The 22,660-nt window shown below is 26.8% G+C and carries 19 protein-coding genes; 10 read left to right on the forward strand and 9 right to left on the reverse strand.

Annotated elements, in window-relative coordinates; all coding sequences use genetic code 11:
* The first annotated feature begins 18 nt into the window (after positions 1 to 18).
* Positions 19 to 594 carry a Crp/Fnr family transcriptional regulator gene (locus KI686_RS04105; RefSeq protein WP_237587997.1) on the forward strand — a complete coding sequence of 192 codons (576 nt, stop codon included), beginning with the start codon at positions 19 to 21 and terminating at the stop codon, positions 592 to 594.
* Between the two features lie 301 nt (positions 595 to 895).
* Positions 896 to 1,201 carry a DUF6122 family protein gene (locus tag KI686_RS04110; RefSeq protein WP_237587998.1) on the forward strand — a complete coding sequence of 102 codons (306 nt, stop codon included), beginning with the start codon at positions 896 to 898 and terminating at the stop codon, positions 1,199 to 1,201.
* On the opposite strand, the gene KI686_RS04115 is transcribed toward KI686_RS04110, so the two are convergent.
* Genes KI686_RS04115 through KI686_RS04125 form a run of 3 tightly spaced genes read right to left on the reverse strand, consistent with a single transcriptional unit; the run spans position 1,192 to position 5,130 of the window.
* On the reverse strand, positions 1,192 to 2,679 hold the full coding sequence (locus KI686_RS04115) for a lipopolysaccharide biosynthesis protein (protein ID WP_237587999.1): 1,488 nt from the start codon (positions 2,677 to 2,679) through the stop codon (positions 1,192 to 1,194). The two genes, KI686_RS04110 and KI686_RS04115, sit on opposite strands and share 10 nt — an antisense overlap.
* Before the next feature lie 4 nt (positions 2,680 to 2,683).
* Positions 2,684 to 3,943: a glycosyltransferase family 4 protein gene (locus KI686_RS04120; protein WP_237588000.1), complete on the reverse strand. Its 1,260-nt coding sequence runs from the start codon at positions 3,941 to 3,943 to the stop codon at positions 2,684 to 2,686.
* A complete protein-coding gene (locus tag KI686_RS04125; protein WP_237588001.1) occupies positions 3,940 to 5,130 on the reverse strand; it encodes a glycosyltransferase family 4 protein in 1,191 nt (396 codons plus the stop codon). The genes KI686_RS04120 and KI686_RS04125 overlap by 4 nt, the downstream gene beginning before the upstream one ends.
* Before the next feature lie 364 nt (positions 5,131 to 5,494).
* Here KI686_RS04125 and KI686_RS04130 point away from each other — a divergent pair, with 364 nt between their 5' ends.
* Positions 5,495 to 7,195: a helix-turn-helix domain-containing protein gene (locus KI686_RS04130; protein WP_237588002.1), complete on the forward strand. Its 1,701-nt coding sequence runs from the start codon at positions 5,495 to 5,497 to the stop codon at positions 7,193 to 7,195.
* Here the strand turns inward: KI686_RS04130 and KI686_RS04135 are convergent, their stop codons facing one another.
* A complete protein-coding gene (locus KI686_RS04135) occupies positions 7,196 to 9,607 on the reverse strand; it encodes a YfhO family protein (protein ID WP_237588003.1) in 2,412 nt (803 codons plus the stop codon). It lies immediately after the preceding gene.
* 3 nt (positions 9,608 to 9,610) lie between these two features.
* Positions 9,611 to 9,877 (reverse strand): DUF4834 family protein, encoded by a 267-nt coding sequence (locus KI686_RS04140; protein WP_237588004.1) that lies wholly within the window; start codon positions 9,875 to 9,877, stop codon positions 9,611 to 9,613.
* A gap of 175 nt (positions 9,878 to 10,052) precedes the next feature.
* Between KI686_RS04140 and KI686_RS04145 the strand changes: the two genes are divergently transcribed.
* From KI686_RS04145 to KI686_RS04170, 6 genes are read left to right on the forward strand one after another with little or no spacing between them, the layout of a single operon-like run.
* Complete coding sequence (locus tag KI686_RS04145; protein ID WP_237588005.1) at positions 10,053 to 11,039, forward strand: transporter; 987 nt, start codon at positions 10,053 to 10,055, stop codon at positions 11,037 to 11,039.
* Between the two features lie 58 nt (positions 11,040 to 11,097).
* The gene (locus KI686_RS04150; RefSeq protein WP_237588006.1) at positions 11,098 to 12,231 is read left to right on the forward strand and encodes a GTP cyclohydrolase; all 1,134 of its coding nucleotides are present in this window, start codon (positions 11,098 to 11,100) and stop codon (positions 12,229 to 12,231) included.
* Complete coding sequence (locus KI686_RS04155) at positions 12,215 to 12,922, forward strand: 16S rRNA (uracil(1498)-N(3))-methyltransferase (RefSeq protein WP_237588007.1); 708 nt, start codon at positions 12,215 to 12,217, stop codon at positions 12,920 to 12,922. The genes KI686_RS04150 and KI686_RS04155 overlap by 17 nt, the downstream gene beginning before the upstream one ends.
* A gap of 41 nt (positions 12,923 to 12,963) precedes the next feature.
* Positions 12,964 to 13,605 (forward strand): DUF4159 domain-containing protein, encoded by a 642-nt coding sequence (locus tag KI686_RS04160; protein WP_237588008.1) that lies wholly within the window; start codon positions 12,964 to 12,966, stop codon positions 13,603 to 13,605.
* Complete coding sequence (locus tag KI686_RS04165) at positions 13,589 to 14,518, forward strand: bile acid:sodium symporter family protein (protein WP_237588009.1); 930 nt, start codon at positions 13,589 to 13,591, stop codon at positions 14,516 to 14,518. Before KI686_RS04160 ends, KI686_RS04165 begins: the two co-directional genes overlap by 17 nt.
* An 11-nt stretch (positions 14,519 to 14,529) precedes the next feature.
* Positions 14,530 to 15,588 carry a 1-acyl-sn-glycerol-3-phosphate acyltransferase gene (locus KI686_RS04170; RefSeq protein WP_237588010.1) on the forward strand — a complete coding sequence of 353 codons (1,059 nt, stop codon included), beginning with the start codon at positions 14,530 to 14,532 and terminating at the stop codon, positions 15,586 to 15,588.
* Positions 15,589 to 15,732: 144 nt separating this feature from the next.
* On the opposite strand, the gene KI686_RS04175 is transcribed toward KI686_RS04170, so the two are convergent.
* The 4 genes from KI686_RS04175 to KI686_RS04190 all read right to left on the reverse strand — a co-directional run bounded on the left by KI686_RS04175 (position 15,733) and on the right by KI686_RS04190 (position 21,084).
* Entirely contained in the window at positions 15,733 to 18,651 is a 2,919-nt protein-coding gene (locus tag KI686_RS04175) for a serine hydrolase domain-containing protein (protein WP_237588011.1), read from the reverse strand.
* A 154-nt stretch (positions 18,652 to 18,805) separates the two neighbouring features.
* Complete coding sequence (locus tag KI686_RS04180; RefSeq protein ID WP_237588012.1) at positions 18,806 to 19,291, reverse strand: ABC transporter ATPase; 486 nt, start codon at positions 19,289 to 19,291, stop codon at positions 18,806 to 18,808.
* 48 nt (positions 19,292 to 19,339) lie between these two features.
* Positions 19,340 to 20,167: a 3'-5' exonuclease gene (locus KI686_RS04185; protein ID WP_237588013.1), complete on the reverse strand. Its 828-nt coding sequence runs from the start codon at positions 20,165 to 20,167 to the stop codon at positions 19,340 to 19,342.
* A gap of 62 nt (positions 20,168 to 20,229) precedes the next feature.
* Positions 20,230 to 21,084 carry a PPK2 family polyphosphate kinase gene (locus KI686_RS04190; protein ID WP_237588014.1) on the reverse strand — a complete coding sequence of 285 codons (855 nt, stop codon included), beginning with the start codon at positions 21,082 to 21,084 and terminating at the stop codon, positions 20,230 to 20,232.
* A gap of 210 nt (positions 21,085 to 21,294) precedes the next feature.
* Here KI686_RS04190 and KI686_RS04195 point away from each other — a divergent pair, with 210 nt between their 5' ends.
* A complete protein-coding gene (locus KI686_RS04195; protein ID WP_237588015.1) occupies positions 21,295 to 22,623 on the forward strand; it encodes a M28 family peptidase in 1,329 nt (442 codons plus the stop codon).
* Positions 22,624 to 22,660 lie beyond the last annotated feature (37 nt).

The raw sequence follows: 22,660 nt of genomic DNA on the forward strand, positions 1-22,660 counted from the left end.
CTTAATCCTAAGTATTTAATGAAAATTTTATCTTATTTTATTAATCGTTTACATAAATTACCTAAAGAATCTCATCAAAAATTTCTAGCTCTTGCAGAGCTAAAAAAATTTCCTAATAAAACTATCTTATCTAAGTTTAACGAAGTTCCTTCTGAATTCTACATCATAAAAAGTGGAATTATTAGATCTTATTATCAAGATAATAATGGAAAAGAATACATAAGAAGTTTATTTACTACATATACTGCTATCGGGGCTATTGGCTCTTTAATAACCAACGAACCCTCTAAACTAGCCTATCAATGTTTAACAGACTGTGAAGTTTATATAATTAATTTTAAAAAATTAAAGCAACTTGTTTTGGTTGATAATAATATTAGTATCATGTACTCTAATGCATTAGAAAATACACTTTTAATTTTTGAAAAAAAAATTTATAATTTAACACTTAATGATGCAACCGAAAGATATTTAGCATTAAAAAAAGAAATACCAGATATAGAAAATTTAATACCTCAATATCATATTGCAGCTTATCTAAACATTTCTGCTGTGCAGTTAAGTAGAATTAGAAAAAAGTTATATTCACAATAACTTTATTAACATATGTTAAGGAGCGATAATATAAAATCTATTATATTTATCATATATAAGTACATTTCCCCCACGTTAAGTATTAAAAAAGGTTTACTAAAATAATAGTAAACCTTTTTTTATTAAATAATACCTTAATAATTAATAATGGTTTTAAAAATCAATTTAATTAAAAACTGATCTCTTAACATATGTAAATAAAAGTAAGGTAATTTATTTATATTATTGTAGTACAATACTTTTCTCCCTATAATTTATTAATCATAAAAAAAAGGTTTATTTTGTAATAAATCTTTTTTTTATGATTAAATTTTTAATTCATTACTCTTTTCATTTAATAGTACCCGCTTTTATTGCTTACCTATTTTTTAAAGATAGATGGAAAACTGTATATATTATTTTTTTAGGTTCTATGCTGGTGGATTTAGATCATTTATTAGCTACACCAATTTTTGAAGAAAATAGATGCAGTATAAACTTTCATCCATTACATTCTTATATAGCAATTAGCTTTTATTTTGTAGGTTTATTTTTTAAAAGAACAAGAGTTATCTGTATTGCTCTACTTTTTCATATGCTTACAGATACTATTGATTGTTATTTGTAATACTTTTTAAGAAGATTATCAAATTCAGGTGAAATATTTAATTTAAAGATTAAAAAAACATATGATATAATAATCAAAATACATTTTAAGATAATATTTATAATTGGATGAATAGGAAATTTCCAAATATAAATATCTCTTACAGGAAAATCCCAAAAATTAAAAGCTAGATATAAACCAATAATAACAAAAATCATTAAAAGTGATTTATTTGTAAAAGGCGTCATAGAAAATTTACTTTTTACAAAAAACAACTTAAACGTATTTGCAGAAAATATAACTATTAATGTAGCTAAAGCTAAACCATCTGTACCTAAATCTAATTGATAATAGAAAAGTTTATTTAAAAAATAAACAGACAAAGCCATAAAAACACTTATTGGTAAAGTAATTCTATAAAACTTAGAATTATTAATAATTGCACCATTATTTCCTAAAAAACCATTGTATAGTTTTAATAAAGAAATCATTAAAACTACTAATGCTCCACCAGAATACTCTTTAGGTAAAAGATTAAATAACTGATTTACATTCGCATTTATTAAAACAAAAAATAGCCCACTAATTAAAAGTAAATTAATAGAACTCTTTTTGTACAAAGAAGCTACTTCTAAATGATTTTCTTCATTTAATGTTTTAGACGTTAAAGGCTGTAAAATATTTAGCATAGCTCTACTTGGCGCCTCTATAAAAGAACCTATAAATACCGCTACAGAATAATAAGCAGCTTTTACTAAAGATTCTTTACCAGGAATCATAAACTTATCAATATCTAAAATAATTGCGCCTGCACTACCGGCTAAAATAATATATCCAGAAAAACGTATTACCTCTTTAAAATTATCTGGTTTAGCAAATGTAAATTTTGGCATGTATAAACTAAATGCATAAAACATCATTATAAACATTCTTATAAAGTAAGCTCCTGTTAAATAATAAATAAATTCAGACTTTGTTATTAATTCTAAATAGACTGCAAATAATAAAATCATTACTACAACTCTATTATAAAGCTCTTTTAAAATATTACCAAAAACAGATTGAAATTGCACTTTAGCCCAAGAATAGAAAATTTCGAAATAAGAACAAGCTACAGCAATTAAATAAATTACAAGCGTGTAATCTTTTATAATAGGATTTTCTTTGGATAAATAATTACCGATTTCTTCGTAAAAAATATCACCAAAATATGCCAACGGTATAGCAATTAATAATGGTAAAAAAAGTACAGATGATAAAAATTTATCTTTTTCTGACTTTGTAAAATAACTAGAGTAAAACTTTACAATAGTATGATGGATACCTAAAGCTATTAATGGCATTAATAGATTAGATGTTGATAAAAGAAAAGTTACCAATCCATAATATTCATCCTTTAAAAAACGAGTATATAAAAATAAGGTATTAATTCCGCCGAATAAAAAACCTAAATATATAAAAAGCGTGTTCTTTAAGGATTGTTTAAATACAACTCCCATAGCACTATAAACTTTTAATTACAGAAGCTAACTCTTTGGTTAATTCTTTTCTGTGATATTTTTTAATATTATTAGAAACAACACTTAAGTTTCCTTTTTTATATTGATGATATAAACTATAAATTTCTTGCTTTAATTTTTTATCATCATTAAACTCAACTACTACTCCTGCATTTGTTTCTTCTAAAATTTTAGATAAATCTCCTTTTACCGGACCAATTGCTAAAATAGGTCTTTTAGATGTTAAATATTCAAATAATTTACCAGTTAAAATTCCTTCAGATTTTTCTACATTTGGTATTAACAATAACAAAACCTGGGCTTTTTTTTGATATTCTATAGCTTTATTATGAGAAACGTATCCAGCAAAATTTACATTATCTTCTAATTTATTTTTTATAATTTCCGTTTTAACTTCATCAGAAATATCTCCAACAAAATTAAGTTTTAAATCATTCTTAAACTCTATATTTTCTAAACAAAGATCTTTTAAAACACTAAAAAGCAACTTTGGGTTACTCTGTTTTGGTAGCAAACCAATATAAGAAATTGTAAATTTTTTATCTAACCTTATTAAATTATTTGTTAAAACTTCATCATCAAAACCATTGGTAATTACTTCTACTCTTTTTGCTTTTTTAGCAAAATCTTTTTTTAAAGTATTACTTACTGTTAATATACAATCTGCATTTTTTAAAACAGAAGTTTCTAGTTTTTTATTTCTTTTTTTTGCAAAAGAAAGCTGATTAAAATCTTTATTATAGTATAGATCTGACCACGGATCTCTAAAATCTGCAATCCATTTTATCTTATTTTTTTGATGTAATTTCTCTGCAATTAAATGCATACTATGTGGCGGACCCGTAGAAATTACCACATCAATAGTATTAGAATTTAAAAATGTTTGTAAATATTTTACTGAAGATTTAATCCAAAAAACTTTAGGGTCTGGAATAAAAAAATTACCTCTTACAAATGATAAAAAACCTCCTTTACTTACATTAGAAACTCCATTTTTTTGATTCTTTTTTTTCTTCCAAAAAAGCAAATCTGTTGGTTCCCAAATTGGTTGTTTTAAAACCTTAATATCTTTTGATATTTGATTTGCTAATGTTTTATCTTCCTTTAAATAATTTATGGTATCAACAGTATAAACTACAGGTTCAATATCAAAATTTTGTAAATATTTCACAAACTTTAACCAACGTTGCACACCAGAACCTCCTGCTGGTGGCCAATAATATGTAATTATTAAGACTTTCAAGATTGTAAATTATCGTATAAACTAATAAGTTTTTTTGATGTTTGTTCCCAAGAAAATTCTTCATCAATAAGACGTTTACCATTTTTACCTAGCTCGTTTCTTAAATCTTTATCTTTATAAAGCTTTATAATTTTATCAGAAAAATCATTTACATCTCTATCTTTATGTACCAAACCTGCTTTATTTTTTTCTACAATTTTCTTTTGAGCGATTGCATTACTAACTAAAAGTGGTTTTGAAAAACTCATGTACTGAAAAATTTTATTAGCATATGCAAGGTCGTGTTGTGCATTTCTATGTAATGGCGAAATACAAATATTACTGGCTAAAATATAAGACTGAAATAATGATACATTTTGCCAACCTTCAAAATCTACAAATTTTTCTAATTTTAAATTTGCAACTTGTTCTTTTAAAACAACATCTGTTGTGTTTTTACCCACAATTACCAATTTAATATTTGGTATTATTTCTTTTAAAAAACTAAGAGACTCTATAGCGGTTTGTAAACCTCTTCTTAAATGTGTGTCGCCTAAATATAAAATAACAAAATTCTTTTTGTATTTATCTACAATCAATTTATCTACTGTATAATCTTTATAAAACGATTGTCTAATAGTATTTGGTACTAAAACTAGCTTGTTTTTAGAAGTATGAATTCTTTTTGCTAAATCTTCTAAAAATTCTGGTGAAACAGAAATAACTTTATTTGCTTTTTCTATAAACTCCTTTTCTTTCTTTTTCCATTTTTCTGGTGAAATAATATATTTTCCAGGAAATTTTTGAAGATGTGGATACAACTTCATAACCTCTGGCATATTATCATGTAAATCTAAAATTACAGGTAAATTAAAATGTTTATTTACATTAAAAACAGCTTCTGCAATTCTAATATCATGTATATGTAAAGCTTCTATTTTTGTATCTTTTATAAATTGATGAATTTTTTTACCCATCAAAAAATGATACAAAGAAAAAGTATACGCTAAAGCGGATAATTTATATTCTAGTTTATTAGAGTTATATCTTTTTACTTTAATTCCGTTTATAACTTCAGTAGATTTTTCATCTGAATATTTTAAACAAAACAGAAAAACATTATGCCCTGCTTTTACCAAAGAAATTGCTTCATTTTCTACTCTAGGATCTGGTGGAAACGGAGCATCTAAAATCATTCCTATATTCATACTTTATTTCTTAAAGTTAAAAATGAAACCTAATCTCTTTTTTGATTTAATTTTTATTTGATTTTTGATTTTAACTTGAATAATTAATTTAAAATATACTCTTTTTAAAAAGTAAATTTATGAAGAATAATATAGGTAATCACAAAACCGCATAAAAAAAGAGATGATAAAATCATCCCTTTTTTTCTTTCTCAAAATAAATAGCTTCCCCCAAAGCGTCTATTATTGCCCTCAAATATACCACTATATAGGTATATTACCTATATTTGCCTTAGTCTTTTTATAAAAAGCACAGTCAAAATGTTAAAAATATCAATTTTTAATATAAATAAATTCAACATTTCAATTACTCGTAATTAAATTAATGAAAAGAATAAATAAAAAAAAATTATTACTTATCCTTATTTGTTGCTGTAATCTCGTTTTCTCTCAAACAAACGAAAAAGATCAGTTTTATATTGATAAAATAATTTCTTTTACAGATTCTAATAATGACAGTTTAATTTATTATGCCAATAGATTAAAAGACTCTAAAAACTTATGTAATTATTATTATGCAATAAACATAGAAGCAAAAGCATTTTATCAAAAAGGAAACCTAAAAGAATCTGAAAAAAAAACGTTGTTTGTTTTAAAAAATCTAAAAACAGCAAATACAATAGATAAAACTTGTTTTAAGAATATAAAAAATAATGCACTAAATAGACTTTTTTGGGTTTATAAAAACCAGAATAAATTTCATGAAGCTTTTGATGTTATTATGGAAAAAAGAAAATTTATCAACAGTTTTCCTACAAAAGATAACTACGATAAATCTAACCTTATTTCTACTGATAAAAATTTAGCTATTATTAAAAAAATATTAGGGTTACACGAAGAGTCTAGAACTTTATTAAAAGAAATGTTGCCCAAATTACCTTCTATTTATAAAGGTTTAAATGTAGATGAAAATACATTAAAGCTAAACATTGCATCTACTTTAAATTTAATTGGAGAATCTTATTTAGAAACCTATACAAATAACAATAGTCATCATTTAGATTCTGCAAAAACTTATTTTAGAAAAGCTTTTGAAGTCTCTAAAACTTTTAAACCTGCTCATAAAAACTCTGAAGCTTTATATCAATTAAGACTTTCAGAAATTTTAATTGCTCAAAAAAATTATAAAGAAGCATTAAAAATTATAAGAAAATACAATGCTTTTTCTAAAGAGTTTAGAATTAAACAGGTTACAAATAATTTAAAGACAATTTGTTTTTATCAACTAAAAAATAATGACTCTACTCTTTATTATGGTAAACAGTTTTTAAAAGAACACTCTAAAAAAAGTATTGATAAAAAAAGTTTGATTTCTATTTACGATATTTTAGCGAATCAATACTATAAAAATAAACAGATTGATAGTGCTTACAAATATTCTGAACTAACAATTAAAGAATTAAATGATTTAAACAAAAATAAAACCGAAGCAAACAAATCTCATCATTTATACGATTATAACAATGCTTTAGAATTAAACACTTTAATTCTAAACAAAGAAAAAGGCAATAAAAATATATTAATTATTGGTATTTTAATTATTACTCTTATTAGCTTTTTTATTGTTTATATTTTATCTAAAAAAAATAAAAACATTACTAATGATTTAGTTGATGTTAAAGCTGAAATAAATAAAGAACCAATACAACAAAAAAAAGAATATAATATTGATAAAAATTTAGAAATAGAACTTTTAAAAGGTATTAATAAACTTGAAAAATCTACAGATTTCTTATCTGCAGACTTTAATATTAATTTTCTTGCTAAAAAATTAAACACCAATACATCTTACTTATCTTATCTTATAAATAAAGAGTATAACCAAACTTTTAAACAATACACTACTACTTTAAGAATAGAATATTTAATTAAAAAATTAAATGAAGAGAGTAAATTTAGAAATTACACAATTCAATCTTTAGCGGAAGAAATTGGCTATACAAATGCTTCTTCTTTTACACGAGCTTTTAAGAAATATAAGGGTGTAACTCCTTCTGAATTTATAAAGTCTTTAAAAAATAATTAATTATTTTTTCTTCTTTTTTTCATAAAAAAACCAACCTACAGGTATTAACAATAATAAACAGTAAGAAGATAAAGAAATTATTTTTCCTTGTTTAATAACTTTTGGTTCAAACTTAAATTCTATTGTATGTTCTCCTTTAGGTATTATCATTCCTCTTAGCACATAATTTACTCTATAATGTGGCGTTAACTTTCCGTCTAAATAAGCATTCCATCCATCTTTATAATAGATTTCAGAAAAAACAGCAAATTGTTCTTTTTCGGTTTTAGATTGATAAGACAAATAATTAACATCATATTCTAACAAACTTATAATTGCTGTAGAATCTTTTTCTTGTATAAAGTTGATTTTATTTTCTAATTGATTTACATCTAAAACAGCTGTGCTTTTTGTATTTAAAGAATCTAAAGCCTGCATTTCTTCATTTGCAGAGTTTACAACTTTTACTTTGTCTACAAACCAAACATTGCCATTTGCATCAGGATTTAATTGCGCTTGTTTTTCTCCTTTATCATTACCTATAATAAAATACTTGGTGTTTAACATATTTAAAACCTGCATATTATTTTTGGCAATCTGATAATCGAATAATTCTTGATAACGACCTAATTTAGCTGCATGATAACCACCAATAGATTGATGAAAATAAGAAGTAACTCCATCAATCATTGGATTTACTGTAAAATTTCCAACTCTAAAATGTGTTTTATCTTTTAAAATTAATTGATCTGCAACAGATGCTGTAAATGGTTTTTCTACTTTTCTTGCAGAACTAAAATCATCTACATTTATATATTTCTTATCAACAGAAATTAAATCGAAAAGAATAAAAACACCTAATATAGTTATTGCAAAGATTTGTTTTAATTTATCTTTTAAAAACAACCATAAAACACCGGCAGAAAGAAATATTAATAGTAAAGTACGAAAAGTATCTGCTAATAACATCGATTTTCTATCTGCAATTATAGCATCTATTAAACCTGGTAATTGATTGTATTGAGAATCTCTTATTCCTTGAAAAGTAGAAAATCCATGAGCCATTAAAAAACCAACTACAACTAAACCTCCAAAAGCATAAACTGCTTTTTTTAATGCATCTTGTTTTTCTTCTTTAGTGTTTTTTGATGAAAAGAATTCTTTTAGAGCTAAAACACCCAAAATAGGCACACTTAATTCTGTAATTACTTGTATAGAAGAAACCGCTCTAAACTTATTATAAAGCGGAAAATACTCGATAAAAAAGTCGGTTAAAATACTAAAATTTCTTCCCCAACTCATTATAATAGAAAATACTGTTACAGCAACTAACCATTGTTTTAAACGTCCTTTTACTAAAAATATCCCTAAAAAGAATAGAAAGAAAATAACAGCACCAATATATGCAGGTGCTTCTATAATAGTTTGATCTCCCCAATATGTTAAAGCTTGCTCAGAATAATCTTTTGCTACTTTTTTACCAGCAGCATTTTCTATTGTTTCAAAAAAGTTAGAATCTTCTCCTAATTGCTCTACTGTTCCTCCGCCCATAAAACGAGGAATAAACAGATTAAAAGTTTCTAATTTTGCATAACTGTATTCTGTAATATAAGCCTTATCTAAACCTTTAGATGCTTCTTTTTTTGTACCATCTGTATTAATTGTTAACTCAGATTTTCCTCTTGTACTATTATCTGCATATTCTTTCATTGCCATTAAACGAGGAGAATTTGCACCAATACCTAATAAAATTGCAGCAATAATTACAGCCACTTGCTTTATAAATTGTGGAACTAATTTTTCTTTAATTGCATTTATTAACTCTACAATACCCAAAATAAGTAAAGAAAAACCTAAATAATAGGTCATTTGTGGGTGATTTGTATAAATCTCTAAAGCCATTGCAAGTCCTGTAATAACAAAACCTAAAATATAACGCTTGTTAAAAACCAATAAAATTCCGGCCAAGACTAAAGGCATATAAGCTATTGCATGTGCTTTTGCATTATGTCCAGCCCCAAAAATTATAATTAAGTATGTTGAAAAACCAAAAGCAAGAGAACCTAAAATAGCTAATCTCCAATCAATTTTTAAAGCCATCATTAACACAAAAAAGCTTAAAAAATATAAAAAAGTGTAATCTGCTGGTCTTGGTAAAAAACGTAAAACCTTATCTAAACCTCTTACAAAATCATTAGGATAATATGTACTTACCTGGTAAGTTGGCATTCCGCTAAAAGAAGCTCCGGTCCAATAAGGTTCTGTATTTTTTTCTGCTCTAAAATCATTAATCTCTTTTACCATTCCTCTAAACTGAGTAATGTCTGATTGATTTAATTTTTGTCCTTTTAAAACAGGATGAAAATATATAATTGATGCTAATGCAAAAATAGCAATGGCAATTATATAGGGTAAAATTTTAGTAAACTTCATAAATTAGTCTATTTCCTCAAAATCAACATATTCTCCTACAGAGTTTTTGCTTTGTTTTTGGCTTATTGGTTTCTTATCAATAACTGTTTCTCCTTCAGAAACATCACTTTTGGGTCTTTGCGAACCTCTATTATATTGCTGTTCTGCCTTTTTTTGTATGGTTTCTGCTGCCTTTTTCATTAAAAAAGGAGCAAATAAACGTGCCAAAAATTTAAAAGCATAATAAAATACTAAAATGTAAAGAATTGTCTTAAATAATCCTGCTAACATAGTTCTATTTATAAAAAATTAATCAAAAATAACAATTTGAACACAATTGTGGCGTTTACAATCTATAAAACTTTCATAAACTCAAAAAAGTATGGTTTGCTTTTAAAAAGCAGCATATTTATCCTATGTTTGTCTTATTTGATAGTTACTTATTTATATAATTGTATTATAATTTATGAAAAAACTTGTTGCTAAACTATTATTCTTATTAATATTACTTGTAAACAACTATATACAAGCACAATACACAGGTATTATAAATTCTAATTCTCCTGGTTTTTCTCAAAGTCCTTACAGTGTTGGCACAGGTGTTTACCAACTAGAAAGTAACTTTTTCTATAAAAACTTAAGTATAGAACCTACTTTTTCTCAACCACAATCTATAGGTGCAGATTTATTATTTAGAACTAGTTTTTTTCTTGAAAAATTAGAATTAAATATGCAATTAACCTATCAAAAAGACAAAGTAGCTTTTAAAAATATTTTTACTTCAGATTATTTTACAATGGGGTTTAGTCAATTTACTGTTGGTGCAAAATATTTAATTTACGAACCAAATTATAAAGATAAAAGTAAAGAAATAAGAAGTTGGAGAAAAAGACATGCTTTTGATTTTAGGCGCTTTATACCTTCTGTTGGTGTTTACGTTGGTGTTAATACAGATTATGTAGAAGAAAGATATAAAGTACAACAAATTACACCCAAAGTAGGTTTGTTATTACAACATAGTTTAACGAATGAGTTTAACGTTATTTCTAATATTTATTATGATAAAATAGGTTCTGACTTCTCAGAAATTTCATACATAATTACAGCAACACAGAATTTTACCCAAAGATGGTCTGGTTTTTTAGAACACCAAGCTATTATTATGGAAAATCTAAATAAAGTAAATTATGGGTTAGGTTTAGCTTATTTATTTAATAGAAATTTACAAGTTAATACGTCTGGTAGGTTTGTTCAAGAAGGAAGGTCTCAAGGTTTTTATGGTAGTTTAGGTGTTTCTTATAGGTTAGATAGACATAAAGATTCTTATATAGAACTAGATGAATACGGAAAAGAGATAAAAGAGCCTAAAATTTCTGACATCAGAAAAACAAAAAAGGCGAACAAAAAAAGAAAAAAACGAAAAAGAAGAAAGCGTTTTCTTGGTATATTTTAAAATACAAAATGAAAGCTAAGTAAACTTAAATAACAAATAGAAATACTATTTTTGTAATATGATTACAATAAAAAAAATTAGTACAAAAAAGGAAATGAAACAATTTGTAACATTTCCTTTTTCATTATATAAAAATAATAAATATTGGGTTCCACCAATTATTAAAGACGAAATAGACAATTTTGATCCAACAAAAAACCCTGTTTTCGAAAATGCTGATGCTCATTTTTTTGTTGCAATTAAAAACAATAAAATTGTTGGTAGAGTAATTGCAATTATAAATTGGTTTGAAGTTGAAAAACAACAAATTAAAAAAATGCGCTTTGGTTGGTTTGATGTTATTGATGATATAGAAGTTAGTAAAGCTTTATTAAACAAGGTTAAAGAAATAGGATTAAAAAATAATTTAGAATATATAGAAGGTCCTATCGGGTTTAATAATCTAGATAAAACAGGTGTTTTAGTAGAAGGTTTTGATCATATAGGAACCATGATTACTTGGTACAATCACCCTTACTACAAAGAACATTTAGAGCAAATAGGCTTTGTTAAAGAAAAAGAATATTTAGAAAACAAATTCAAATTTAAAAATGTTGATATTCCTTATTTTGATAGAATAAGTAAAATTTTAAAACGTCGTTTTAAACTTAAAGCATTAGATTTTACTCAAACAAAAGACATAATGCCTTATGTTGATGAAATGTTTGAAGTTTTTAGTGCATCATATTCTAAATTATCGTCTTTTGTACCAATTTCTGATGCTCAAATTGCTTTTTTTAAGAAAAAATACATCGGTTTTATCAATCCAGAATACATAAAATTTGTGGTAGATGAGAACAACAAATTAATTGCTTTTGCTATTGTAATGCCCTCTTTTTCTGAAGCTTTACAAAAGGCAAAAGGTAAATTATTTCCTTTTGGTTTGTTTCATTTACTAAAAGCCAGAAAACACTCTAAAGACGTTACTTTTTATTTAATTGGCGTAAGACCAGATTATCAAAACAAAGGTGTACATGCTATTATTTTTGATCAATATGCAAAAACTTTTGCACCTTTAGGTATAGAAAATTGTATTAGAACTCCAGAGCTAGAAGACAATAAAGCCATCCAAAAATTATGGGAAAACTTTAATCCTACAACACATAAAAGACGTAGAACTTATAAATTAGATATTAATGCAACTATTTTATAATTCAGAAATTACAACAGAAACCCAACAAATTACTTTTGATAAGATTGAAAGTAAACACATTGTACGTGTTCTACGTAAAAAAGAAAATGACATTCTTAAAATTACCAACGGAAAAGGTTTTTTGTTTGATGTAAAAATAATTATTGCTAGCGATAAAAAATGTTTAGCAGAAGTTATTGCTTTTGAAGAAAAACCAAAACCTTGGAAATATTATTTACACATTGCCATTGCCCCTACAAAACTAAACGATAGAACAGAATGGTTTTTAGAAAAAGCTACAGAAATTGGTATTGATGAAATTACACCAATTATTTGTTCTAATTCTGAACGAAGAGTTGTAAAATTAGAAAGATTTCAAAAAATTATTCAATCTGCAATGAAACAATCTTTAAAATTTACATTGCCAAAATTAAATGAACCTATAAAATTAAATGATTTTTTAAAACAAGATTTAGATGGTAAAGTTTGTATTGCTCATTGCGAAGAGCAAGAAAAAACACTATTGCAATCAGTTATAAATCCATCAGAAAAAACAACCATTTTAATTGGTCCTGAAGGAGATTTTTCTACTCAAGAAATTGCAAAATGTTTAGAAAAAAAATTCATTCCAATTTCTTTAGGAGAAAGTAGATTAAGAACAGAAACTGCCGCTTTAGTTGCTGTAAATACGGTTTCATTCATCAATCAGTAAGATTTTCTTATATTGCTTTTATATTTTTACTAAACTAAATAATGAAGCAATTATTATTACTTTTTTTTGCCTTTATACTTACAAATATAAACGCACAAGATGTGGCTATTTTAAAATATAATGGTGGCGGAGATTGGTATGCAAACCCTACAGCAGTACCTAATTTAATAGCATTTGCAAACACTAATATTAATACAAACATCTCACAAAACCCGCAAAGTGTCGCTATAAATAATCAAGATATTTTTAATTATCCTATATTATTTATGACCGGGCATGGTAATGTTTTGTTTTCTAATGATGATGCAGACAATCTTAGAAGTTACTTAATATCTGGTGGTTTTTTACATATTTCTGACAATTATGGGTTAGATACATTTGTTAGAAGAGAACTAAAAAAAGTATTTCCTAACTTAGAATTTAAAGAAATACCTACAAATCATCCTATTTATCATCAGACCTATGATTTTCCTAACGGAATTCCTAAAATTCATGAACATGATAAAAAAGCACCGCAAGGTTTTGGCCTTTTCTACGAAGGACGATTGATTGTTTTTTATGATTATGAAACCGACTTAAGTGATGGATGGGAAGATGAAATTATACATAATAACCCAAAAAGTGTTAGAGAAAAAGCACTTAAAATGGGTACAAATATTATAGAATATGCTTTTACAAACTAATGCAAATATTAATATTGATGATATAAAAATAAACTTTGATTCTAGCGGATTATGGGTTTTAAATATCGCCATTGCTATTATTATGTTTGGTGTTGCTTTGGCAATTACAGTAGATGATTTTAAACGACTTTTTAAAAATCCGAAAATAGTTTTTGTAGGTGTTTTCTCTCAATTTATACTATTGCCTGCTCTAACTTTTATAGCAATATTAATTATAAAACCTCACTCTAGTTTTGCATTAGGAATGATGATGATTGCAGCTTGTCCTGGTGGAAATGTTTCTAACTTTTTTAGTAAAATGGCAGGAGGTAACGCAGCTCTTTCTGTTAGTTTAACGGCTTTTGCAACTTTAATTTGTATTGTAATGACACCTTTTAACTTGCAATTTTGGGGTAGTTTATACGAACCTACTAATCAAATTTTAAAAACCGTTTCTTTAAATCCGTTTGATTTATTTAAACTGGTTTCTTTAATTTTAGGAATCCCTCTAATTGCCGGAATGCTAATAAATTATTACCATACAAAAATGGCTAGCAAAATTGAAAAAGTTTTAAAACCTTTATCTATGTTGGTTTTTATTGCTTTAATTTTTATTGCTTTTTCTCAAAATTTAGATGTATTTGTAAACCACATTCATCATGTTTTATTTTTAGTAATTTTTCATAATATTTTTGCTTACATCTTAGGATTTTTCACCGCTAAATCTTTTAAATTAGACAAAAAAGATTGCAAAACAATTGCCATAGAAACAGGTATACAAAATGGTGGTTTAGGATTATTATTAATTTTTGGTTTTTTTGAAGGTTTAGGAGGAATGGCTTTACTTGCTGCCTTTTGGGGAATTTGGGATGTGTTTTCTGGTATGATTTTAGCCACTTATTGGGGCAGAAATTCTCTTAAAGAAACTAAATAATCTCTTTAATTATGATAAAAAAAATATGGTACTTTTCTGTAAAGCTTTTTGTAAAAATAAGCTTGTTTTTTTATTGTAAAAAGATAAAAGTTACTGGTAAAAATAACATTCCTAAAAAAGGAGCTGTTCTTTTTGCCATCAACCATCCTAATGCATTGCTAGATCCTTTACTTGTTACCTCTAATAATCCTAGAGAAAATCATTTTTTGGTAAGAGCAGATGTTTTTAAAAAACCTTTGGTTAAAAAAACATTAGCAAGTTTAAACTTAATGCCAATTTACCGAATTAGAGATGGTAGAAGTCAGCTTTCTAACAACGAAGAGGTTTTTGAAAAGTGTTTTAATATTTTAAAAAAGAAACAAACTTTATTTATTTTTCCGCAAGGCGGACATTCTAGAGACAGAAATATAAAACCCTTAAGTAAAGGTTTTACTAGAATTGTTTTTGGTGCTTTAGAAAAATTTCCAGATTTAAATGTTACTGTAATTCCGGTGGGTATTACTTATCAAAACTCCTCTACTTTTCCTTGTAAAGTTGCCATTAATTACGGAACACAAATTGATGCAAAAACTATTTTAGAATCACACCCAAAAGCCAAAGCTATTAATATTTTAAAAACAGATGTTAGCAACCAATTAAAAGAATTAACAGTACATATACCAGATGATAAAAATTATGAAACTGTTTTAAAAAAATTAAATGATGCTAATGTAGATTTTACAAATGTTTCTTTAGTAAACAGAATGATTAAAGAAAATAATATACCTAAAGCTGTAAAAAAACCGATTAACTTTTTAAAACCTCTATTTTATTTGATTGTTATTAATAGTTTTATTCCTTATTTATTCTGGAAAAAGCAACACAAATCAATTGATGAAATTGAGTTTACAGATACTTTTAGGTATGGTTTAAATGTAATTACTTTTCCACTTTTTTATGCTTTACAAAGTTGGATAATCAGTTTCTTTTTTGATAAAAAAATCGCTTTTATTTACTTTTTTGCAGCTATTTTTTCTGTAATTATTTATGCTAAGTTTTCTGTAAAAAATGCAGAAAATAACGAATCATAAAAAAAACCAACAAACAAGTTTAGCCCTGATTGAACGACTTGTTTGAGCTCTTTTTTGAAATTAGGTTTCATAAAAAAGATATTTTTTATGAAACCTAATTAGCGAAGCGAAAAAAAAGCGAGTAGTGAAAGCAGGAAATAGCTTCTAATCTAAAATTGCATCTTGTATAACTTGCTGTATTTCTGTACGCATGTTACTTCTTATTAATCCTTTATTTTCGGCTGTTGGATAAACTCTATTTGATAAAAAGACGTATACAATTCCGCTTTCTGGATCTGCCCAAGTGTAAGTACCTGTAAAACCAGAATGGCCAAAACTTTCATCTGAAACGCAACCACAAGTAGATTTTACTCTTGGGTTTAATTGAGGTTTATCAAAACCTAAACCTCTACGTACTTTTTTATCAGAAAAATAACGATGGTTAAATTTATCTACCGTTTCTGGTTTTAAGTAACGTTTACCACCATAATAACCTTTCTGCAAATACATTTGCATAATTTTTGCAACATCATTTGCATTGGCAAATAAACCTGCATGACCTCCTACTCCGCCTAACATTGCTGCTCCCATATCATGCACATAACCTTGCACTAATTGGTTACGGTAGTAGGTATCTTTTTCTGTAGGAATTATCTCATTAGCATCAAATTTTTCTAAAGGCAAATAACTAGTTCTGTTAGCACCTAAAGATTGATAAAACTCTGTATCTACCAAAGTATTTAAAGGTTTATGATACGTTGTTTCTAAAGCTTCTTTAAAAATATAATATCCTAAATCGCTGTATTTATAACCCTCTTTTTCTCTTTGGTCTGCGTCTCTAATATATTTATAAATACTATCTTTATAACTTTTATTTAAATACAAATCGTTGGCAACTTTTATATTAAAATCTGTAGATTCTTTGCTACTATAAAATGTTGCTAAATTTTTATGTGTTACACTATCTTGTGTTGCTACATAAAAAGGAATCCATGCTTTTAACCTACCGTAATGAGACAAGATTTCTGCAACCGAAACACTTGCTTTATTAGAACCTTTAAAATCTGGTAAAAGATCTTGTAGCTTTTCGTTTAAAGAAAGCTTTTTTTCTTCTTCCGCTTTCATTATCAAAGGCAAAGAAGCCAATATTTTAGTAAGTGAAGCTAAATCATAAACATCAGAATTTTTAACTTTTTCGCTATTGATATCTGTATGATGACCGTAACTTTTATTAACAACAACTTTACCATTTCTTGCTACTAAAACCTGAAAACCAGGAGCCATTTTTTTCTTTAAAATAATTTTAGCTAAAGAATCTATTTCTGCTAATTTTTTTGATGATAATTTTGCTGCTTCTGGTATCGTATACTCAAATCTATCTAAATTATCACTTACTAAACCTGTACCTTCTAAAAAGTCCTTTTTTATAGAAACTGGTAATTTTCCGTTAGCACCAAAAGCACCAAATAAAAGTTGTGCAGATAATTCTTGTGCTAATTTGCTATTTTGATAAGAAACTACAATACTTTCTATATTTGTAAATGTTTTTACTTTTAACAGACTATACGGACTTGCAAAAACATCTAAAATAACATTGTTTTCTCTAGATATCTCTTGTAACCAAACTAAATCTTTTTCAGAAAACTTATAACTTTTCCAAGGATTAGCATTAGATTTATGAAAACCTACAATTACTAAATTATATGGTTTTAGTTTTTTAATAACCTCATCTAGATTTTTACCATTTACCTCATCTACTTTTGTATAATTTTGTAACATATTTATAAAATTATAACCAGAACCATCACCTAGTTTTACATAAGCTATTTTTTTAGTTTCTAAGTTTTTAATGGGTACATTTTCTGCTTTGTTTTTTATAATTGTTAAAGATTTTTTAACCAATTCTCTATGTAACAAATCATCTTCTATAAAATTTAAATCTTCTTTAAGATGTTCTAATTTTACAGGTTTATAATTGTGCAAACCTGCCCAATATTTTGCTCTTATTATTTTTCTAACAGAAGCTTCTAACTTTTCTTCAGAAAGTGTATTTAATTCAATTGCCTTTTTAATTAAATTAACAGTTGCCGGTATATTTTGTGGTATTAATAACATATCGTTACCAGCTTGCAATGCTGCTAAATTAATTTCTGCAGATGTTGCATAATTTGCAGCACCTTTCATATTTAAACCATCGGTAATTACCAAACCTAAAAAGCCTAATTGTTGCTGTAATAAATCTGTTACTACGTTTTTAGATAAAGATGTTGGTAATCTGTTGTTAGGCTCTAAACTTGGTATGCTTAAATGTGCGGTCATAACACTTGCAATACCAGCATCAAAAACTTTTTTGTACGGATATAACTCTATAGAATCTAAACGATTTTTGTCAAAATTTAAAACAGGTAATGTATGATGAGAGTCTGTTGCAGTATCTCCATGACCAGGAAAATGTTTTCCGTTAGCCAAAACACCCATACTTTGCATACCTTGTGTAAAAGCAATTGCTTTTTCGGTTACATTTTCTTTACTTTCCCCAAAAGAACGATTACCTATAATTGGATTATCTGGGTTTGTATTAATATCTACAACCGGCGCAAAATTTATATGAATCCCTAAACGTTTGCAGTGTTCTCCTAAACGTTTTCCGAACTCTTTTATTAAAGAATCATTTTTAATTGCACCCAAAGTCATGTTCCAAGGAAAACGATAGGTATCTTTTAAACGCATATCTAAACCCCACTCACCATCAAAACCAATCATTAAAGGTACTTTTGCAGAACTTTGATATTTATTAGTTAATTCTGCTTGTTTTTCTGGTGTCCCTTGCATAAAAATTAAATTACCAACATGATATTTTGTAATCATTTCTGTAATAAAATCTTCGTGCTTTTTATCTTTATTAGAGTAAGCTTGAATCATAAATAACTGACCAATTTTTTCATCTAAAGTCATATTATTTATAATACTATCTACCCAAATTTCTTGAAACTCGGCATCTTTAGTTCTTAACGGATCTACACTTTGTGTAGACAAATTAAAAACAAAACCAACTAAAAGTAAAATTAACAACTCTTTCTTCATACTATTCTACAACATATTTTTAGGGCGTTTTAACAGGCTTTCGCTACTCGCTTTTTTTAGTTTTATTTTAAAAAAACTAAAAAAGAGCTCAAACAAATAGCTCTATCCTTAACGCAACTTTTTTGCAAACTAAATTATTAAACCAAAAGTATTCTTATATAAAAAAACGTTTATGCCAACTATCTTTTGCAGGCACTTCCCATTTAGTTTCAAAATCAGATTTTGTATTTACCATATTATTAAACACAATAGTTTCTGAAGTAATTTTTTCGGCTTTGGCATATTTTTGAAAATCGGCCAATTTTACCAAATTAATATTATCATTATCTTTAAAAGTAACGTTCATTTTATCCATTAAGTCTAATTTTAATTCGTTTTCTAAAGCCTTTATAAAACGAACCGAACTATCTATAGAACAACCAGAAACATTATTAAAGCTTTCATCTACTGCTAAAATTAAAAACTGATTGTATTTTATAGTAAACGATCCTTTTAAATCATCTCCATGGCGTGTCCATTGATTGATAAATTCTACAGATTTTTCTGTAATAAATTCAACTTCTTTTTCTGTAAACTCTCTATCTGATTGATAAATCCAAACACGAGAATTATTTGGTAAATTTTTATATTCTGTAAACATATTTTTTCTAAATTACTTGTGTTAAAACAATTAGATTTCTCTAAAATTTTATCTTAAGTTAAACTTTTGCTGTAAAGCTTGTAGCTTTTCGGCATCCGTCATTTTCTTTTTTTGCGGTTTCATTCTTTCTTTAATTTCCCTTAAAACCTTTTTTGTATAAAGAGGAAAATCTGCATTTTGCATCCAATTATTATAACCCGGATTTTCTTTAAAAACTTCTTCTACTGTTCTACCTTTATATTTACCAAAAGAAAAAATCTCTTGTTTTTTATCATTCATCAAAATAAAACCAGCAAAATCTGCTCTTTCTCCATGAGTAGAATATTCACTTAAAGCATCTACAGTATTTTCTATATCATCATATTTATCTAATTGTGCTAACAAAATTTCGTAAGTAGCATTTGTGTCTGCTTCTGCACCGTGTGCTCCTTCTAATTCTTTACCACAATAAAACTGATAACCTGCACTTAATGTTCTTTGTTCTTTTTTATGAAAAATTACTTGCACATCTATTGCTTTTCTATTTTTCATATCAAAATCAATTCCTGCTCTCATAAGTTCTTCTGCTAAAAGCGGAATATCAAAACGATTAGAATTAAAACCTGCCAAATCAGAATCTGCAATCATTTCATTTACTTTGGGTGCTAATTCTTTAAAAGTTGGCTCTGCAGCTACTTTTTCATTTGTAATACCATGTACATCTATAGAAGCCTGAGGTATTTTCATTTCTGGGTTTACCAACCAAGTTTTACTTTCTTTATTACCATTAGGAAACACTTTTAAGATAGAAATTTCTACAATTTTATCTGTTGCAATATTTGTGCCTGTTGTTTCTAAATCGAAAAATATAATTGGCTTTCTTAAGTTTAAATTCATTTATAATAGTTCTTAAAGTTTATAAAGTTAAAACATCTTAATTATAACTTTACAACTAACATTTATTCGTTATTTAATTGTTGTTTAAATTCTTCTACTTGCGCTTGTATTTTTGTTGGTAGCACAGGTTCTTTAAAATTGTATTTTTCTAACTCTTCTAAAACAATATCTGCTAATAATAACCTTGCTGTTGGTTTATCATCTGCAGGAATTACAAACCAAGGTGCATATTCTTTTGAAGTTCTGTTTAATAAATCTTGATAACAAAACTGATATTTATCCCAAAGTTTGCGTTCTTTTAAATCTCCGGCAGAAAATTTCCAGTTTTTTTCTGGTAAATTTAATCTACGTAATAATCTATTTTTTTGTTCTTCTTTAGATAAGTTTAAAAAGAATTTTAAAACAATAGTTCCACTTTCTACTAAGTGTTTTTCAAAATTATTAATTCTTTCCATTCTATCATGAAAAAAATCATCATTTATATCTTCTAAAGTATTAATTGTTGGCAAATTTTCACCAAAAACATACTCCGGATGCACTCTTGTTACCAATACGTTCTCATAATGTGTTCTATTAAAAACACCAATTTTACCTTTTGCAGGTAAAGCTATATAATGACGCCATAAAAAATCGTGTTTTAATTCTAACTCTGTTGGCACTTTAAAACTGTGTACCTCTACACCACGAGCATTTACATCTTTAAAAACCTCTCTTATTAAACTATCTTTACCAGAAGTATCCATTCCTTGCAAACAGATTAACATACTATATTTGCCTTCTGCATACATAGTATCTTGAATATCACTTAGCTTTTTTCGAATCTTTTTAAGCTTCTTTTTAGCTTCATCTATTACTTCTTTTGTATCAAAATCTGCTAATTTAATATTGTTTTTAACCTTGTAGTTTTCTTTATCCATCTTACTCTAAATATTCTCTAAAGGTAAAAAAAATAGTGCTTTTACTATTAGTTTAATCTCCTTTTATTAAAATTGATTTGGTAAAATTTACACAAATATCTATGAATAACTAAAAAATCAATTCTTAAATTAAACCTAAAGTTTTCCCATTTTTTAAAACTAATTTCCTGAATATAAAAAAGTGAATTATATTTAAAAAAATATTTTAAAATGCATAAAATTACTTTCTTTTTTTTATTTATAACAGTTTCCTTTACTGCACAAACTAATCCTAAAATATACGATATTATTGATGCTATTTCTGCTGATAGAATTAAAGCTGATGTAAAAACATTAACCGAATTTGGTACAAGAAATACTTTTTCTGATACCATTTCTAATACACGTGGTATTGGTGCTGCTAGACGTTGGATTAAATCTGAATTTGATAATATTTCTAAAGAATGTAACAATTGTATTAATGTATTTTATCAAAAAGATTTAGTTACTAAAAAAGGAAACAGAAGAGTACCGCATGACGCTTATGTGGTTAATGTTGTTGCTGTGCAAAAAGGAACAAAATATCCTAACAAATATATTATTATGAGTGGTGATATAGATTCTAGAGCAAGCGACACGATGGATTTTACTACAGATGCTCCTGGAGCAAATGACAATGCTTCTGGAATGGCAGGAACCATAGAAGCGGCAAGAGTTTTAAGTAAGTATCAATTTGAAAGTAGCATTATTTATGTTGGTCTTTCTGGCGAAGAACAAGGTCTTTTTGGTGGTGCTGGTTTAGCTAAATATGCAAAAGAAAAAGGTTGGGATATTATTGGTATTTTAAATAATGATATGATTGGTAATATTAAAGGTGTAGATGGTGTAATTGATAACAGAAGTTTAAGAATCTTTTCTGAACCAGTGCCTGCAAACGAAACAGAAAGACAACGTAATGCTAGACGTTTTTATGGAGGAGAAGTTGATGGAATCTCTCGTCAATTAGCAAGATACATTCATAAAACTACTAAAACCTACATGCCAGAAATGAACCCAATGATGATTTATAGATTAGATCGTTTTGGTCGTGGCGGACATCACAGACCTTTTAACGACTTGGGTTTTGCAGGAATTAGAATTATGGAAGCTCATGAAAATTACACACAGCAACATCAAGACATTAGAACCGAAAACGGTATTAATTATGGTGATGTTTTTGAACATGTAAACTTTGATTATGCAAAAAAATTAACAGCTGTTAATGCTATTAATTTAGCTAGTTTAGCTTGGGCTCCAGAAGCGCCTAAAGAAGTTGCAATTGGTGGTATTGTAGAAGCTTCTGCCAAGTTAAAATGGAACAATGTTGATGGTGCTAAAGGTTATAAAATTTACTGGAGAGATACAACTTCACCTACTTGGGATAATTTTAGATATGTAGAAACTACTGAATTTACTTTAGACGGAATAGTCATTGATAATTTCTTTTTTGGAGTTGCTGCTGTTGGTGAAAATGGAGAAGAAAGTGTAGTTGTTTTCCCTAATAAAATTTTAAGAAAATAATATTTAAAATTCTTTTTACTCTTAATTCTATTTTTTT

This window comes from Polaribacter sargassicola (assembly GCF_021991835.1).
GTDB classification, from domain to species: Bacteria; Bacteroidota; Bacteroidia; order Flavobacteriales; family Flavobacteriaceae; genus Polaribacter; species Polaribacter sargassicola.

Bases quoted from the DNA above. Each gene is read 5' to 3' on its own strand.
- KI686_RS04185 (WP_237588013.1), bottom strand. From the start codon at position 20,167: ATGAATTTAAACTTAAGAAAGCCAATTATATTTTTCGATTTAGAAACA.
- KI686_RS04155 (WP_237588007.1), top strand. From the start codon at position 12,215: ATGCAACTATTTTATAATTCAGAAATTACAACAGAAACCCAACAAATT.
- KI686_RS04190 (WP_237588014.1), bottom strand. From the start codon at position 21,084: ATGGATAAAGAAAACTACAAGGTTAAAAACAATATTAAATTAGCAGAT.
- KI686_RS04165 (WP_237588009.1), top strand. From the start codon at position 13,589: ATGCTTTTACAAACTAATGCAAATATTAATATTGATGATATAAAAATA.
- KI686_RS04115 (WP_237587999.1), bottom strand. From the start codon at position 2,679: ATGGGAGTTGTATTTAAACAATCCTTAAAGAACACGCTTTTTATATAT.
- KI686_RS04130 (WP_237588002.1), top strand. From the start codon at position 5,495: ATGAAAAGAATAAATAAAAAAAAATTATTACTTATCCTTATTTGTTGC.
- KI686_RS04150 (WP_237588006.1), top strand. From the start codon at position 11,098: ATGATTACAATAAAAAAAATTAGTACAAAAAAGGAAATGAAACAATTT.
- KI686_RS04175 (WP_237588011.1), bottom strand. From the start codon at position 18,651: ATGAAGAAAGAGTTGTTAATTTTACTTTTAGTTGGTTTTGTTTTTAAT.
- KI686_RS04145 (WP_237588005.1), top strand. From the start codon at position 10,053: ATGAAAAAACTTGTTGCTAAACTATTATTCTTATTAATATTACTTGTA.
- KI686_RS04180 (WP_237588012.1), bottom strand. From the start codon at position 19,291: ATGTTTACAGAATATAAAAATTTACCAAATAATTCTCGTGTTTGGATT.
- KI686_RS04125 (WP_237588001.1), bottom strand. From the start codon at position 5,130: ATGAATATAGGAATGATTTTAGATGCTCCGTTTCCACCAGATCCTAGA.
- KI686_RS04170 (WP_237588010.1), top strand. From the start codon at position 14,530: ATGATAAAAAAAATATGGTACTTTTCTGTAAAGCTTTTTGTAAAAATA.
- KI686_RS04140 (WP_237588004.1), bottom strand. From the start codon at position 9,877: ATGTTAGCAGGATTATTTAAGACAATTCTTTACATTTTAGTATTTTAT.
- KI686_RS04135 (WP_237588003.1), bottom strand. From the start codon at position 9,607: ATGAAGTTTACTAAAATTTTACCCTATATAATTGCCATTGCTATTTTT.
- KI686_RS04160 (WP_237588008.1), top strand. From the start codon at position 12,964: ATGAAGCAATTATTATTACTTTTTTTTGCCTTTATACTTACAAATATA.
- KI686_RS04105 (WP_237587997.1), top strand. From the start codon at position 19: ATGAAAATTTTATCTTATTTTATTAATCGTTTACATAAATTACCTAAA.
- KI686_RS04195 (WP_237588015.1), top strand. From the start codon at position 21,295: ATGCATAAAATTACTTTCTTTTTTTTATTTATAACAGTTTCCTTTACT.
- KI686_RS04110 (WP_237587998.1), top strand. From the start codon at position 896: ATGATTAAATTTTTAATTCATTACTCTTTTCATTTAATAGTACCCGCT.